This window comes from Streptomyces umbrinus, from assembly GCF_030817415.1.
GTDB lineage: Bacteria > Actinomycetota > Actinomycetes > Streptomycetales > Streptomycetaceae > Streptomyces > Streptomyces umbrinus_A.
The window spans coordinates 12196200-12210720 of sequence record NZ_JAUSZI010000002.1 but is presented as its reverse complement, the minus strand read 5'-3'; the positions used below and the strand labels follow the sequence as shown (position 1 = coordinate 12210720).

At 68.9% G+C, this 14521-nt stretch carries 14 protein-coding genes and 1 pseudogene; 4 read left to right on the top strand and 11 right to left on the bottom strand.

All coding sequences use genetic code 11. The annotated features are described in order from the left end of the window. Positions 1-341: 341 nt before the first annotated feature. From QF035_RS54725 to QF035_RS54705, 5 genes are all read right to left on the bottom strand, one after another. The gene (locus QF035_RS54725) at positions 342-1286 is read right to left on the bottom strand and encodes an endonuclease/exonuclease/phosphatase family protein (protein WP_307532030.1); all 945 of its coding nucleotides are present in this window, start codon (positions 1284-1286) and stop codon (positions 342-344) included. 55 nt (positions 1287-1341) lie between these two features. Continuing rightward, positions 1342-2367 (bottom strand): D-alanyl-D-alanine carboxypeptidase family protein, encoded by a 1026-nt coding sequence (locus tag QF035_RS54720; RefSeq protein WP_307530680.1) that lies wholly within the window; start codon positions 2365-2367, stop codon positions 1342-1344. A gap of 139 nt (positions 2368-2506) precedes the next feature. Beyond that, entirely contained in the window at positions 2507-3757 is a 1251-nt protein-coding gene (locus QF035_RS54715; protein ID WP_307530678.1) for a sensor histidine kinase, read from the bottom strand. A gap of 1 nt (position 3758) precedes the next feature. After that, positions 3759-4520 (bottom strand): two-component system response regulator CseB, encoded by a 762-nt coding sequence (gene cseB, locus QF035_RS54710; protein ID WP_307530676.1) that lies wholly within the window; start codon positions 4518-4520, stop codon positions 3759-3761. Positions 4521-4892: 372 nt separating this feature from the next. Beyond that, on the bottom strand, positions 4893-5699 hold the full coding sequence (locus QF035_RS54705) for a S1 family peptidase (protein ID WP_307530674.1): 807 nt from the start codon (positions 5697-5699) through the stop codon (positions 4893-4895). Positions 5700-6259: 560 nt separating this feature from the next. Here QF035_RS54705 and QF035_RS54700 point away from each other — a divergent pair. Beyond that, entirely contained in the window at positions 6260-6676 is a 417-nt protein-coding gene (locus QF035_RS54700; RefSeq protein WP_307530672.1) for an ASCH domain-containing protein, read from the top strand. 156 nt (positions 6677-6832) lie between these two features. Here the strand turns inward: QF035_RS54700 and QF035_RS54695 are convergent, their stop codons facing one another. Together QF035_RS54695 and QF035_RS54690 are read right to left on the bottom strand one after the other, a co-directional pair. Further along, a complete protein-coding gene (locus QF035_RS54695) occupies positions 6833-7933 on the bottom strand; it encodes an IS110 family transposase (protein WP_307530670.1) in 1101 nt (366 codons plus the stop codon). Between the two features lie 186 nt (positions 7934-8119). Further along, positions 8120-8964, bottom strand: a protein-coding gene (locus tag QF035_RS54690) for an IS5 family transposase (protein ID WP_307530667.1) whose coding sequence is annotated in 2 segments (ribosomal slippage) — positions 8120-8617 and positions 8620-8964 — 843 coding nt in all. Because the reading frame shifts where the segments join, the coding sequence is not laid out codon by codon here. A 221-nt stretch (positions 8965-9185) separates the two neighbouring features. On the opposite strand from QF035_RS54690, the gene QF035_RS54685 reads away from it, so the two are divergent. From QF035_RS54685 to QF035_RS54675, 3 genes are all read left to right on the top strand, one after another. Continuing rightward, the gene (locus tag QF035_RS54685; RefSeq protein ID WP_307530666.1) at positions 9186-9683 is read left to right on the top strand and encodes an SRPBCC family protein; all 498 of its coding nucleotides are present in this window, start codon (positions 9186-9188) and stop codon (positions 9681-9683) included. Next, complete coding sequence (locus QF035_RS54680; protein ID WP_307530664.1) at positions 9680-10528, top strand: helix-turn-helix domain-containing protein; 849 nt, start codon at positions 9680-9682, stop codon at positions 10526-10528. Before QF035_RS54685 ends, QF035_RS54680 begins: the two co-directional genes overlap by 4 nt. Positions 10529-10979: 451 nt before the next feature. Then, the gene (locus QF035_RS54675; protein ID WP_307530662.1) at positions 10980-12227 is read left to right on the top strand and encodes an IS256 family transposase; all 1248 of its coding nucleotides are present in this window, start codon (positions 10980-10982) and stop codon (positions 12225-12227) included. On the opposite strand, the gene QF035_RS54670 is transcribed toward QF035_RS54675, so the two are convergent. The 4 genes and pseudogenes from QF035_RS54670 to QF035_RS56165 all read right to left on the bottom strand — a co-directional run bounded on the left by QF035_RS54670 (position 12224) and on the right by QF035_RS56165 (position 14497). Further along, entirely contained in the window at positions 12224-12493 is a 270-nt protein-coding gene (locus QF035_RS54670; RefSeq protein ID WP_307530660.1) for a VOC family protein, read from the bottom strand. The genes QF035_RS54675 and QF035_RS54670 overlap by 4 nt on opposite strands. Positions 12494-12658: 165 nt before the next feature. Further along, positions 12659-13502 (bottom strand): annotated as a pseudogene (locus QF035_RS54665) (DUF899 family protein). A 461-nt stretch (positions 13503-13963) separates the two neighbouring features. After that, the gene (locus tag QF035_RS54660) at positions 13964-14149 is read right to left on the bottom strand and encodes a hypothetical protein (RefSeq protein WP_307530658.1); all 186 of its coding nucleotides are present in this window, start codon (positions 14147-14149) and stop codon (positions 13964-13966) included. 126 nt (positions 14150-14275) lie between these two features. Next, positions 14276-14497: a transposase gene (locus QF035_RS56165; RefSeq protein ID WP_373467043.1), complete on the bottom strand. Its 222-nt coding sequence runs from the start codon at positions 14495-14497 to the stop codon at positions 14276-14278. Positions 14498-14521: the final 24 nt, after the last annotated feature.

The following is a 14521-nucleotide window of genomic DNA, read 5'->3' as shown; positions in this document are numbered from 1 at the left end:
CTCGACGACGCCCATACGCCTCAGCGCTGACGGCTTTCCGGTCTCCGGACCACTTTGCGGCTGGTGACATGATCCTTACCGACACACAGGAAGCTGGGATGGTGTCGGCTGCTGTCGTGTCTGCTGGACGGTTCGATTTCTGTGTGCGGCGGGGTGCCTCCGCGCTTATCTAGAGCTGCCGAGCATTCGCGCAGGTTATGGCGCTTCAGGGGGTGAGGGACGTTGGGCACATTCCGTTGAGAGAAGGCGGGAACGGAGGGCTGCCCTTACGCGCTCGGAGCGCAAGCGCGCAGGGGCAGCCAGTTCCAGGAGATCAAGCTGGCCGTTCCGGAAGCCCGCGCTCACACCCGCACCGACGCCGCCACCGCCAGGTGGTCGCTGCCGGTGGCCGGGAGGGTCCAGGCCGACCGCGGCTCCACACCGCGTACGAGGATGTGGTCGATCCGGGCCACCGGGAACGAGGCCGGCCAGCTGGCACCGAACCCCGCGCCCGACTCAGCCTGCACGGACCGCAGTTGGGAGGTGAGCCCGGAAAACGCCCGGTCGTCGGTCGTGCCGTTCAGGTCGCCCACGAGGATCGTGCGGGGGAGCGGCTCGGCGCGCACGGCGGCGGCGAGTCGCCGCGCGGCCGCGTCACGTGCGTCGGAGGTGAACCCCGAGCCGGCGGTGAAGCGGACGGACATCAGATGGACGACGAAGACCGCGACCGGTCCCTCGGGCGTGCGGACGGTGGCGCGCAGGGCACGTGGCCAGGGCGCGATGTCGACCGCACGGGCGTCGGCGACCGGATACCTGCTCCACAGACCGACCGTGCCCTGCACGGAGTGGTACGGGTAGGTGCCGGCCAGCGTTCTCTCGTACGCCGCTGTCGACGGGCCGCCCAGCTCTTCGAGAGCCACCACGTCCGCGCCGGAGGCGGCCAGGGCACGGGCGGTGCGCACCGGCCGCGGATTGTGTTCGTTGACGTTGTGCGTCACGACGGTCAGGTTGCCGCCGTCCTCCCGTTTGTCGACGAGTGTCCCGCCGAAGAGCGAGCACCAGACGACGGCCGGCAGCACGGCCACGGACACGGCGGCGGCCCTGGACCGGCGAGCCAGCGTGCACAGGAGCAGCAGCGGCACGGCCAGACCCGTCCAGGGCAGGAAGGTCTCGACGAGGCTGCCGAGACGGCCGACCCGGTTGGGGACGAGGGCGTGGCCCAGCATCACCAGCGTGGCCAGGACCGCGAGCGAGCCGAGGACCAGCGGCGGCCGCCGGACGCCGGTGTCCTCGTTCCGCGGGCGGATGGAATCGGGTTCCGGCCGGGCGGGCGCGGTGTCGAGGGAGTTTGTCACTGCCGTCTCACCGTGTTCCGGGCGAGGTCGTCGACAGCCATCGCCGTACGCCCTCGATCAGCGCGTGGCTCGTGGCGAGAGCGGCCCGCAGCCCCTGCCGGGGGTCGGTACCGGCGCGCTGGTGCAGCACCACTCCGAGGATCAGCCGGTCCCGGCCGTCCTTGTCGGACGCGGTGGCCGCCCACATCAGGGCGCCGCCGGCGGGAGTGCTGGAGCCGGTCTTGAGGCCGATCACGCTCGCCGTGCCGAGCAGGGTGTTGGTGTTGCGGATCGTCCCGGGGACACCGGGCACGGTGGTGCTGGGCATGGCGACGATGGTCCGGAACACCTCGTCGCGCATGACCCGGCGGGCCAGCCTCAGCTGGTCGGCCGAGGTGCTGGTGGTCGTGGGTTCGATGCCGCTGGCGCCGGTGTAGGTGGTGTGGCGCATCCCCAGGTCACGGGCGGCCCGGTTCATCTTCGTGACGAAGGCCTCCTGCGAGCCGGCGTTCCAGCGGGCCAGCAGCCGGGCGATGTTGTTGCCGGAGGGGATCAACAGCAGTTCCAGCAGCTGTCGTTCACTCAGCCGCATACCCTCCCTGACCGGCACGCTCGACTCCACGCCCGAGACGGACTCGTTCGCGGCGGTCCGGTCGACGGTGACGAGGGGGCCGTCCTCGCCCGTGTGCAGCGGACGGTCGCGGAGGATCACGTAGGCGGTCATCACCTTGGTGACGCTGGCGATCGGCACCGGTGTCCGCTCGCCCCGCGTACCGAGGGCACCGTGGGCGCCGATGCCCTCGACCACCACGCTCGTCTGCCCCTCCGCCGGCCACGGCAGCGAACCCGCTCCGGTTCCCGGGCTGTTGCCGGAGGTGAGCACGGCGACGGCGAGGACCGCCAGGGTGACCAGTGCGGTGGCGCCCGCGGCGAGGCCGGCCGTGAAGCGCCGCCCGGACCGGTCATGCCGGCGGGGCGGAAGCCATGAGCCGGTGGACCACGAGGGCTGGGCCCGGCCTGCGCCGGGCTCTCCGGAAAAGGGAACCGGTGACATGGGAGGGACACCTCCAAGGGGGCGGGTGCGCGGCGTTCACGCACGTCGACCACCTTCCGCGGGGCGGATCTCCGCTCGGCTCCGGCCACGGATCGGGCACCGCTCGGCCGGGCATCCGTTCGGTATCGGCCGTTCGGCGTCAGCCCGCGGGCGGCAGCCGGAGGGTGGCGAGCGCCCCGCCATCGGGAGCGTTCGCGAACTCCAGCGACGCCCCGATGACCCGGGCCTGCCCCAGCGCGATGGTCAGCCCGAGGCCGTGCCCGTGGCCGCGCTCCGACGCACCCGTGCGGAATCGCTGCGGGCCGTCCGCGAGCAGCTCCGCCGGGAAGCCCGGGCCGTGGTCCCGTACGGTCACGGTCGTCCCGGCCACCTCGACCTCGACGAGCGTGCGGCCGTGCCGGTGGGCGTTGACGACGAGGTTGGCGACGATCCGGTCGAGCCGGCGCGGATCGGTCTCCGCCGACAGGGCACCGGTGGCGGTGAACCGCGTGTCCAGCCCGGTGCGGGCCACGGACTCTCCGACCATGTCGGCGAGCGGTACGGGCCTGAGTTCGGCCCGCTCGGCGCCCGCGTCGAGCCGGGAGATCTCCAGCAGCTCCTCCACCAGCGTCCGCAGCACCCCCACCCGGTCACGCACCAGGTCGGTGGTCTCGCCCTCGGGAAGCAGCCCGCTCGCGGTCACCAAGCCCATGAGTGGCGTACGCAACTCATGGGCGACGTCGGCGGTGAAGCGCTGCTCGGTCAGCAGACGTTCGCGCAGACTGTCGGCCATCGAGTCGACGGTGGCCGAGATCTCGGTGATCTCGTCACCGCCCCGGCCACCGGCCGCGGTCCTGGCGGCCAGGTCGCCCCCGGCGATCCGGCGGGCGGTCCGCGCCACCCGGCGCAGCCTCCGGTTCGGCAACTCGGCGGCGAGCGCCGACAGCGGTACGACGACCGCCAGCGCCGCCAGGGAGTACTTCCACATGTGCCGGTCCAGCGCCCGCCGGGTGAGCAGGTCGGAGGTCATGTCGGCGCTCACCGCCACGGGAGCGCCACGGAGGGTCCGAACGGCCCACATCGAGGGGTGGTCGCCGGGGCTGTCGCCGTCGTACCAGGTGGCGGAGCCGACCGCCCTGCCCTGCCGGTCCTGGAGACGGCGCAGGAGTTCGTCGGGCATCTCCCCGGGCGAGACGACCAGACCGTCGGGCGGGACGCCGTCCCGCTCGTAGTCCTCCACAGCGTCGGCCAACTGGGTCAGGGCCTTGGCTGCACCGTCGTTCATCGACCGTTCCAGGGTGCTGCGGTGGACCAGCAGCCCGACGGTCACCGCGATGGCACAGCACGCCACGGTGACGAGCAGCGCGATCTTCCAGCGCAGCGAACGCCAGTGCGGCAGCGCGCGTACCACGTCAGCGCCGCAGCTTGTAGCCGAAGCCGCGGACGGTCTCGATCCGCTCGGCCCCGATCTTCTTCCGCAGGCGCTGCACGCACAGGTCGACCACGCGGCTGTCGCCGTCCCAGCCGTAGTCCCACACGTCGCGCAGCAGGGTCTGCCGGTCCAGCACGATGCCCGGGTTCGCGGCGAACTCCAGCAGCAGCCGCAGTTCGGTGGGGGCCAGCGCGACCGGTTCACCGGCCCGGAACACCTCCAGGCCGCCCGTGTCGATGACCAGGTCGCCGAAGACGAGCCGAGCGTGCCGGTCGCGGCCGGGCCTCCCCGACCGGTCCGGCGGGTCCGGCTGGTCCGACAGGCCCGGACGATCGGCCACGGGCCCGGCCGCCGGGCCGGGGGCCGGGGTGAATGTGGCCCGCCGCAGCAGCGAACGGATCCGGGCCACCAGCACGGCGGTGTCGACGGGCTTGACCACGTAGTCGTCGGCCCCTGCCTCCAGGCCGGAGACAACGTCCAGGACGTCGCCGCGCGCTGACATCATCAGGACGGGATCCACGCTGGTCTCCCGGATCCGGCGGCACAGCCCGATGCCGTCGAGGCCGGGCAGCATCACATCCAGCAACAGCAGGTCGTGCCGGCCCTCCCGGAACAGTTCGAGTCCGGTCAGGCCGTCGGCGGCAGCGGTGACGCGGTAGCCGTAGCGCTCCAGCGCCATCGTGACGGATCTGCGGATCACCGCGTCGTCCTCGACGAGCAGGATCGTCACGGGCGCGGGCATGGACACGGGCGCGCCCCCGTCAGCTGCTGAAGCGGGCATCTTTTCCGTCCGGAGGTAGGTTCGGGGGCTCTCTCACCCTGCCAGAACCGTGCCTCCGCCCAGGCTCAACCGTGTATCAGCCGCGTATCGGCGATCTCTCGGCGGGATCGCGGGCTACGAGGTCCGGGAAGCAACAGACGAAAGCCTCGAGCGTGTAGCCCTGATCCAGCAGGTCACCTGGGCCTGCCTTCGCCGTGCACTCGGCATTGAGGATGACGACTGGTCGGCAGCGCAAGAGTCCCTGTCGGAGAGCGTCGATCCATTGGGTCGAATCGAATCCAAGTGAAGCCGCCCCGAAGGGAGCGCCTTGACCCAGTACGCCACCCGTGTGGTTCAGTCCGGGATGACGTGCCCGAGCCCATGAGAGGCGAGCGGGTCGCGGAACGGCTTCCAGATGGTGGGGTCGGCCAGGTTCGTGAAGAGCCCGGTGCAGGTGTTCGTGTCGCCGGTCACGAGCCCGTACACGACCGTTTTGCCGGAGGCCTTCGTATCGAACAACGGTCCCCCGCTGTCCCCGGGGCCGACCCGGGATTCGGCGGTGCCCGCGCAGATGAACTCCTTGTCCCAGGCACCGCCCTCCGTGTCGAACTTGTTGACGGGCAACTTCACTTCGTGCATACGGGACGGCTTGTTCGGATCGGCGAGATCGGTACGTCCCCAACCGGCGGCGCGTACGAGACGCCCCGGCCGCAGCTGCGTTCCCAGCAGTGGCAGGGCCGCGCGAGGCTGGTCGACCGAGCTGTCGAGCACGATGAGCCCCAGGTCCGTGTTGGTCGCGGTGTCGAAGTCGGGGTGGCTGTAGACGGAGAAGCGGTCGCCGGTCACCACTGTTCCGCCGGGCGTGCTCGAGTCGGTCCGCCCCAGGACCAGCCGGATCTTGACCATGCCCTGCTCGGCGAACCTGGCGCAGTGCGCCGCCGTGGCGACAACGCGGCTGTGGACGAGTGCTCCGCCGCAGTAGTGCGACCAGGTCCCGTCGTCGCCCTGTTGCTCGATCTGTACGACGAAGGGCCGCTCGCCGTCCGGTACCGGCACTCCCCCGACGATCGCCGAGGCGACGGGTGCCATGGCGAACACGGTTCCCAACGCGCAGACACCCGCGAGGGAGGTGACCGCCCGTCGGCTCACTGACTTGCGCAAGGTGGACTCACTTCCGTCTGCCACCGGGCGCGGCCCCGGCGGACTCGCGGGGCGGCCGACGCCCGGCCGCCCCTTCCGACGAGGATTATGAGTCCGTCATTCCTCCGGCAGGCCTCCGTCCCGTATCGGGCCGATCGCGGCCTCCCCTCGGCTGTGTAACAGCGTGAGGGAAGTCACGAGGGTTTATTCCAAAGGGAGTTGGGGTCGGCGACCGCGACCCCCGGACGGGATCGCGGTCGCCTGCTCACCTGCGTCCGGTGCCGAAACGCCGAGCAGCCCCGGTCACGTCCGCTGGAGTGGTGTATCGACGGCCACTCGGTGATCTCGTTTTGCGGCTATGCGGTGAGTTCGGTGGGCAGGGCCGTCTCGCCGGTTTCTGACTCGATCGGGTGGAGCGGGCCTTGGCGAGGAATTCACGGCCCATGTAGCGGCGGGCCTCGGACCATTTCAAGGAGTTCTGCGGCTGGTGTCTGAGCTAGGGCGTGTTGCGAAAGTGCTTGCTGTGGGGGTCGGGACAAGCGGCCATTGATCAACGCGACCCGGGTTCGTACCATCTCCCGATGGGACATGACGATCTTCCGACTCTTGAACTCGCTTTTCCCGGACCAGAACGTGACCGTGGCGTGGCGGCGATCCTGAGCGGTCAGAAGACCGCGCTCACAGGCCTCCTGGAGATCTATGAGCACGCCGGAGAGGCAGTGCCGCAGAGCGGCCAGCGGTTCTCAGTGCTCGATTCCGAGGGTCGTCCGGCCGTCACGATCGAACTCGTCGACGTACGGGTCGTTCCCATGAAGGAAATCGACGATGACTTCGCGCGAGCCGAGGGGCGCGGCTACTCCGATGTTGCACAGTGGCGGGCAGCCCACGAAGAGTTCTTCCAGAGCGATGGCGTGAGCGAGTTCCTGGGTCGCACCCCCGACATTACCGATGACACTCTCGTCGTTGCCGAACGCTTCCGAGTGGTCAAGCCCGTGTGATCGGTGGCCGGCATCCGACACGACGAGAGTCCGGAAGGATCAGCTGGGCAGGCTTTGAGAGGCGGCGGGAAGGCTGTTGGTCGTAGCCACTCGTTGATGGCTGCGACCAGCACTGTTGCCTCATAGCGGACGGCAAGTTTGATGCCCCTATGGATGTCAAGCTGCCAGGGCCTGTTCGCGGGGCCGAGCATGGGCTCGGATGATGATCGTGTAGAGCTCTCGGGCGACGTAGCGTTTCAGGCAGCGGATGGCTTCGCGTCGGGTCTTGCCTTCGGTGATGCGTCGCTCGACGTAGCTGCGGCTGCGTGTCTCCCAGCGGAGTCGAGCAAGGACGATTGTGTAGAGAGCCGAGTTGGCCTGACGGTCACCGCCCCGGTTGAGCCTTCTGCGCTGCGTCTTGCCCGAGGATGCTTCGACCGGGCTCACTCCGCAGAGCGCGGCAAACGAAGCCTCGCTGTGGAGCCGTTCGGGATTGTCGCCTGTGGCGATGAGTAGCGCTGCGGCGGTGTCCGGACCCACGCCGTAGCAGTCAAGCAGCTGCGGGATGTGCTGCCTGATCACGTCGGTGATCTGCTGCTTGAGAGCGGCGATCTCATGATCGGGTTCTTCGACTCGACGGGCGAGCAGCCGCAGGGTGAAGACCGCGGCCGCTGTCGCCGTGCCGGCCGTAGACCTGTGCAGTGCCATGCAGGCTCGGACCAGTTTGGGGATGGTCAGCCCGTCAAGGGACTCTCGCAGCTCGGGACTGGCCGTCACGAGTACCGCCCTGAGCTGGTTGATGGCCTGGGTACGAGCTTTGACCGCGGAGACCTTGGCCATCTTGAAGAGCCGGAGAGCTTCAACGGGGCCGTCAGCGAGCTTGGCCGTCGCGGTGGCTCGGCCGGACAGCACGGCATGGGCTGCTGCCTCGGCGTCGATGGTGTCGGTCTTGCCACGACGGCGGCGTGTTGCCTTGTCCGGCTGGTTCACCTCGATGACGGTCAGCTCGTTGGTGCGCAGAAAGCGGCTCAGCGCGGCTCCGTAGGAGCCAGTGCACTCGACTCCAGCGCGGCTGGCCATGCCTGATGAACGGGCCCAGTCCAGCAGCTGCTGGTAGCCATCGGTCGTGGTGGGAAAGCTCCGGCAATCGATCAGCTTGCCGGTGGTCGAGATCACGGCTGCCACGTGGGCATCCTTGTGAGTGTCAACACCCAGGATTACCTCACGATGGCAGTCATGGTGAATACGGATCGGCTGGGCCATGCTGGCACTGGTCATCGGTCTCCTGCCATTGAACCGGAGCTGGTGGCCGTCGCCGGGCTGGCAGGGTGGTCAGGACTGTGACGGTGCCTGTCGCGAAGGCCCCTATCGGGACACACCCGCCGGCCTGGCGGCAGCGAGCGCCGTCCCGGACAGTGGCCGACAGATCAAGACTCAGGACAAGACAGTCAGTCGTATCGCGGGTCAGGCCACCGCCGAGACGGCACCGCCATCCTCACAGTCATATCTCGTGGCCACGGCCCGGTGGCGCTTCAGCCGGTTGATCCCGCACTCCACCGCGTGGCGCTCTTTGTAGTCGGCCTTGTCGAACTTGGGCGGTCGGCCGCCTCGGGAGCCGAGCTTCTTGCGGTTGCGGACCTGGTCGGACTTCTCCGGGACCGTGCAGGGGACGCCTCGTCTGCGCAGGTAGACGCGGTTTGCGCGAGAGCCGTACGCCTTATCGGCGCGGACCTTGTCCGGCCTGGTGCGAGGTCGGCCCGGGCCGATGCGGGGCACCCGGATGCCTACAGGTTGGAACTGCGGACTGTCATGCCTCTGGCCCGCGGTGACGAGCAGGGACAGCGGCTTCTGCCCCTGCTCGACCGCGAGGTGCAGCTTGGTGGTCAACCCGCCACGCGAGCGTCCGAGGCCGTGGCCGTCGGGCTCGGTGTCGACGCCACCAGGAGGCTCCTTCTGCAGATCCCCCTTTTGCGAGCCCCCGCGGCGTGCTGGTGGGCGCGGGCGATCGTGGAGTCCACGCTGACGTCCCAGGTGATCAGGCCCTTCGCATCGGCCTCCGCCTGCAGTTGCTCGAAGATCCGCTTCCAGGTGCCGTTGCGCTGCCACCGTCGAAAGAGGTCGCAGGCCCGGTCCCACGGTCCGTACCGCTCTGGGAGATCACGCCACGGCGCACCAGTCCTGGTCCGCCACCGTATGCCGTCGATCAGCTGCCGACGCGTCCATGTCGGCGGCCGCCCTGGCTTCTTGCCCGTCGGCAACAACAATTCAAGCCGGGCCCACTGGCCGTTCGTCAGATCACCACGCCCCACGGCGTGATCATTTCACGACCTTGATCCACTTTCGCAACACGCCCTAATAATCGGTTGCGGACCTTCGGGATGGCGTTTCACGCCAAACTTTCTCAGCCAGCAGCGCTCCGGCGACGACACGACGGCCACTGCGCCGTTGACACGGCGAACACGACGAGACCGCGAGGGTATGTACTGACAGGTGTCTGCCTCGGGCAGGCGCTGGCCGCGATGCTCGTGGCATGACCAAAACGAGTGTCCCGATCACCGTCCTCGCCCGTACAACGTCCAGCCCCGCGCACACCTACCAGGTCATCGTGCCGATCGACCTCGCCCAGGTGTTCAAGCCGTGGGGACCGTTCCCCGGCGTCGCGGAAGTGCGCGACCAGACCGGCACCTGGAACCGGCCGGGGACGTCGCGCCAGACCTGGTTCACCGACGGCTCCAAGGCCGACGAGCGGCTTACCGAGATCGCGGAGGGGCACGGGTTCGCCTATGAGCTGAGTGGCTTCACCAACGTGCTGGCCAAGCTGATCTCCGGGGTGCGCGGCGAGTGGTCGTTCCTGCCCGATGGCACCGGCACGTCGATCCGGTGGACGTACGACTTCCGGCCGCTGCCAGGCCGCCGCTGGATCGTCGCGGGGCCGTTCAAGCCGCTCTGGGCCCGCTACATGCGCGCTGCACTCACCAGGATGGTGACCGTGGTGCAGGAAACGCCCGGTGGCATCATGGAGGAGTGAGCGACCTGAGCTTCGGCGCCTTACTGCGCGGCTGGCGCGACCGCCTCGACCCGGCCGATGCTGGCTACGCCCGGTCGGCCCGCCGCCGCGCCCCTGGCCTGCGCCGCGAGGAACTCGCCGAGCTCGCCGGCCTCTCGGTCGAGTACGTGCTGCGCCTGGAGCAGGGCCGGGCCACCAATCCCTCCGCGCAGGTGGTCTCGGCCATCGCCCGCGCGCTGCGGCTCACCCCGGCCGAACGCGACCAGCTCTTCCGCGCCGCCGGCCTGCTCGCCCCGCGCGACCACACCGTCGGCACTCACGTGCCGCCGAGCATCCGCCGCCTCGTCGCCCGCCTCGGTGACCTCCCGATCGGCGTGTTCGCCGCCGACTGGAGCCTGCTGTGGTGGAACGACATGTGGACGGCTCTGCACGGCGACCCGTCCGGCCTGCCACCCGCCGAACGCAACCTCGCCCGCGCACTCTTCGGCACGGGAGAGGGGCGCTGGCACCTGTACCCCGTCTCATCGGCGGCCGGACAGTACGCGTTCGAGACGGCGATCGTCGCGGACCTGCGCGAAGCGGTCGGCCGCTATCCGGCCGACCCGGAGCTGGCCACTCTCGTGGACGGGTTGCGCAGGGCCTCGCCGTTCTTCGGTGAACTGTGGGCCGTGGCGGGCATGGAGCAGCTGGCTGGGGACCTGAAGACGATCAGCCATCCCGAGCTTGGCGACGTCACCCTGGACTGCGACGTGCTGACCTTGCCGAGAGTCGACCTGCGCATCGTCACCTACACAGCGGCCCCGGGAACCCGCGGCGCCGACCAACTCGATCTCATGCGTGCGTCCCGGCTCAGCGAAGCCCGCTGACAATCGGGACGCTGAGGAACTCATTCGGCATCTGGCCGTTCATCGCAAACATCCTGCGGGGTGCCAGAACACGGCCCTCGTCGGTGCGTAGGAGGCATCCGGACGTCAACCACGACCCCTTCGGCACTCGGCCCGGCTCCCGCACCGGGGCACGACATCTGTGAGACCGTAGGACCACTAGCCGCAGTCGCGCGCGAGCCCGCAGCCTGACCACCACACCGATGGTGTCCGTCAAAGCGGAACAAGCTCAGTACGGCCGCGAGTACACCGGGCACATCGACGAGCTGTCGCAGGTGTACGACGTCGACGAACTCCGCCAAACTCGGGAGCAATGCTCAGTACCTGTGGATCGGGGCTCGGGAGGCGCGCGGAGGGCATACCTTCCCGAGTGATCGATTGAAGGTCACCGAGTAGGCCGACGCTGCGAACGTCGGTCGGGAAGGCACGCCCTGTGCTGAGCGTAGTCAATACCGATGGCTCTACTCCGAACGGCTCCCTGATCGACGAGATCGTCCGCGAGGGCGCGAGGCGGATGCTGGCCGCCGCTCTTGAAGCGGAAGTCAACACCTACATAGCCGAGTTGGCCGAGGAGCGAGACGAGGGCGGTCGCCGCCTGGTAGTGCGCAACGGCTCGCATCAGCCGCGGAAGGTCACCACCTCGGCCGGATCGATCGAGGTCAAGGCGCCGCGCGTCAACGACAAGCGCGTCGATGAGAGCACCGGCGAGCGCAAGCGGTTCTCCTCGGCGATCCTGCCGCCCTGGTGCCGCAAGTCCCCGAAGATCAGCGAGGTGCTGCCGCTGCTTTACCTGCACGGCCTGTCCACCGGCGACTTCGTGCCCGCGTTGGAGCAGTTCCTCGGCTCATCGGCCGGCCTGTCGCCGGCGACGGTGGCCCGGCTGACCGCGCAGCGGCAGGCCGATCACACCGCCTTCCAGGATCGCGACCTGTCGAGCACCGACTACGTCTGGGCCGACGGCGTCCACCTGCGCATCCGCCTGGAAGAGGCGAAGGCCGCCGTGCTGGTGTTGATGGGCGTGCGCGCCGACGGCACCAAGGAGCTCATCGCGATGAGCGACGGCTACCGCGAATCGTCCGAGGCATGGGCCGGGCTGCTGCGCGACTGCGCCCGCCGCGGCATGCGCGCCCCGGTGTTGGCCGTCGGCGATGGCGCACTCGGCTTCTGGAACGCTTTGAGCGAGGTCTTCCCCACCACCCGCCACCAGCGGTGTTGGGTTCACAAAACAGCCAATTGCCTGGACGCCCTGCCGAAGCCCGCGCAGCCTGCGGCCAAGCGCGCGATCCAGGACATCTACAACGCGCACGCAGCGCGGGCGGTGGCCGCCTTCGCCAAGCAGTACGGCGCGAAGTACCCCAAGGTCGTCAAGCGGATCACGGACGACGAGGACGAACTGCTGGCGTTCTTCGCCTACCCGGCCGAACATTGGATCCACCTGCCTACGACAAATCCCATCGAATCGACCCTCGCCACCGCGCGACTCCGAACGAAGGTCACCAAGGGTGCCGGGAGCCGGGCCGCCGCCCTCGCGATGGTCTTCAAGCTCATCGAGTCCACCCAGACCCGCTGGCGAGCTGTGAACGCACCCCACCTCGTCGCCCTCGTCCGCGCCGGCGCCCACTTCGAACGCGGCCACCTCGTCGAACGCTTCGATGGCCAGAGCCCACCCGCAGCCGCTTAACCCCGGCGACGCGCCAGTTCCGGCCGCTTAACGTAGTCGGTCAGGCCGATCACGTTTCCCCACGGGTCGGCCACCTCCACTGTCCAGCCCGTGGCCACCTCAAAGGGCTCGGCAAGCAGTTGGACGCCCCACTCAGCCAGTTCCCCAGCCAGGCGCCGGGCATCGGACACCTCAAGCCACAGCCGCATCGCTGGCGGACTGCCCTGGCCGGCAAGCTGATCGACCCGAACCATGACCCCCGGCGCCTCATCGCCCACCGCGAACAAGGCGAGTCGGTCCCCTGGTCCACCAGCTCGGACTTCACCGTCAGGCCAAGCCCGGCCGATCACGGCAAGCGAAGACGGCACTCCGATCCACAGGCATCTTGACGATTACTCTCGGACGTCACATGTCACCCATCGATGCAGTAGTCCTCGATCGCCCATCCGCCATCAGTGGCAGTGATCGGACTCGGCCGCCGGGCCGGTGCCGGTGGCGCCCAAGTCATCAGAGCGGCCGGCGTCGACGCGCGGCCACTGTGCTGTGGGACGCCCAACCGGTCGCTCCTCCCACAGCGGCGGCCAGTCGGGAGCCCCGCCCAGGGTCCGCGTGGCGTGCCCGAGGCGCTGCCAGCCTGCCGGTGAGTCTTCCCAGGTCTCCTGGCGCCCGAACACTGTGAGGTCCATGAGCGCGTAGCTGTAGTCCACCGCCTCGGCCCCGCGACGTTTGGTCCAGTACGTCTCGAAGACACGGTCGCCGTCGCGCAGGTAGCACACCAGGTGGAACAAGCCGAGCTCCCGGCCGACAAGAAGCGACTCAAGCGAGGGCTGGGCGGAGTACCACGGCATCGTCCAGCCCATGAAGGCGCGATAGCGCAGGCTCTCCTCGTACGACGTCTGCGCATCCGCGAAGCCGTAGGCGGTGTTCCGCCCCTGACAAAAACACGGCGAAGGTGATGTCACGGGAGTGCAGATAGGCCAGCTCGCCCACGTGGCTCATCACCCAGGTACAGCCTTCGCACTGCTCAGCGGCCGGCCGGCCGGGCCACCACATGAAGTAGTAGGCGATCATCTGGCGTCGCCCTTCGAACGCGTCCAGGAGTGTCATGGGGCCGTCCGGCCCCAGCAGCGGGCTGTCTGCGGCCACCTCGACCATCGGGAGCCTGCGGCGCGCGGCGGCGATCGCGTCGCCTTCGCGGGTGTGGGCCTTCTCCCTCGCCCGCAGCCCTTCCAACTGCTGCTCGAAGGTCGCGCGGTCGACGACCGACTGTTGCGCCTTGCTCGGGTTCTCGGACATCAGCGGCTCCTGGGATCGCTTCGTCGTGACTACGGGTCGCTCCTCAGCAACGTAGTTGCCGGTCGGGATCGCCGTCACGCGCATCCGACCCGGCTCTGCCGTCTCCGAACGCACCCACGACGTCACTCACCGTAGCGGCCGACGACCTCTGCGTGGGCTGACGTACAAGCTCATCGAGTCCGCACAGGCCCGCTGGCGCGCCATCAACGCCTCCCACCTGGTCGCGCTGGCTCGGGCTGGCGCGAAGACGGAGAAGGCCAAACTCATCGAGCGACCCGAGAAATCAGGAGGAGATCAACAAGTCGCAAGACACGCCGATCCACAGGTCTTGACTATTTCTCTACCGGGAACTCATCACGGAAACTGGGAGATTCGTCAGCTCGCGCAAGCAAATCCCCCGGCGTTTCCACGCGGGTGACGAGGTGCGGGCGCGGACCGGGCGGCCGTCGGCCGGAAAGACGCTATCCTCCCGGCGACGGCCACCGGGCCGTCAGGCGATGCGAAGCCGCCGGTAGCGCAGGCGCGAGCGAGCGGCGTGTGGCGGCCAGCAGCGCGAGGAACGCCGCGGCGGAAAGCTCGTACACCTCGGGCCTGAAGACCAGCACGATGCCCAGGACCGGGGCCGCAATGAACGCCCCTACCTGCATGTTGACTTCCCTGTCACGCAGATCACGTGTTTCAACCACGCCTGCCTGCGGGATGTCACGGTCAAGTCGCTTCTCCCGGCTCCACTTGAACCGCCGGTGGAAGCCGATGTTTCGGGGTCCTCGAATTTAGTGGGGGCGCGCCTCCCGTCGGCTCCGCCGAGTGGTTGCGCAGCGTGAGCTCAGGCATTGGTTCTCTCGGTTCCTGAAGCCGAAGGCGTTACGCGCTTCGAGCTTGATGAGGCGGTTGTTGCCTTCGGAGGCGGCGTTGGTGATCCCGGTGGTCAGGTAAGTCTCGATGCCGTCCCACCACTGCTCGACAGTCTCGGCAAGGGTGACGAGTTCGGGCAGGTGGGCGTGGTCGGCGGCGTGGGC

Bases quoted from the DNA above. Each gene is read 5' to 3' on its own strand.
- QF035_RS54720 (WP_307530680.1), bottom strand. From the start codon at position 2,367: ATGTCACCGGTTCCCTTTTCCGGAGAGCCCGGCGCAGGCCGGGCCCAG.
- cseB (WP_307530676.1), bottom strand. From the start codon at position 4,520: ATGCCCGCGCCCGTGACGATCCTGCTCGTCGAGGACGACGCGGTGATC.
- QF035_RS54700 (WP_307530672.1), top strand. From the start codon at position 6,260: ATGGGACATGACGATCTTCCGACTCTTGAACTCGCTTTTCCCGGACCA.
- QF035_RS54695 (WP_307530670.1), bottom strand. From the start codon at position 7,933: ATGACCAGTGCCAGCATGGCCCAGCCGATCCGTATTCACCATGACTGC.
- QF035_RS54685 (WP_307530666.1), top strand. From the start codon at position 9,186: ATGACCAAAACGAGTGTCCCGATCACCGTCCTCGCCCGTACAACGTCC.
- QF035_RS54660 (WP_307530658.1), bottom strand. From the start codon at position 14,149: ATGCAGGTAGGGGCGTTCATTGCGGCCCCGGTCCTGGGCATCGTGCTG.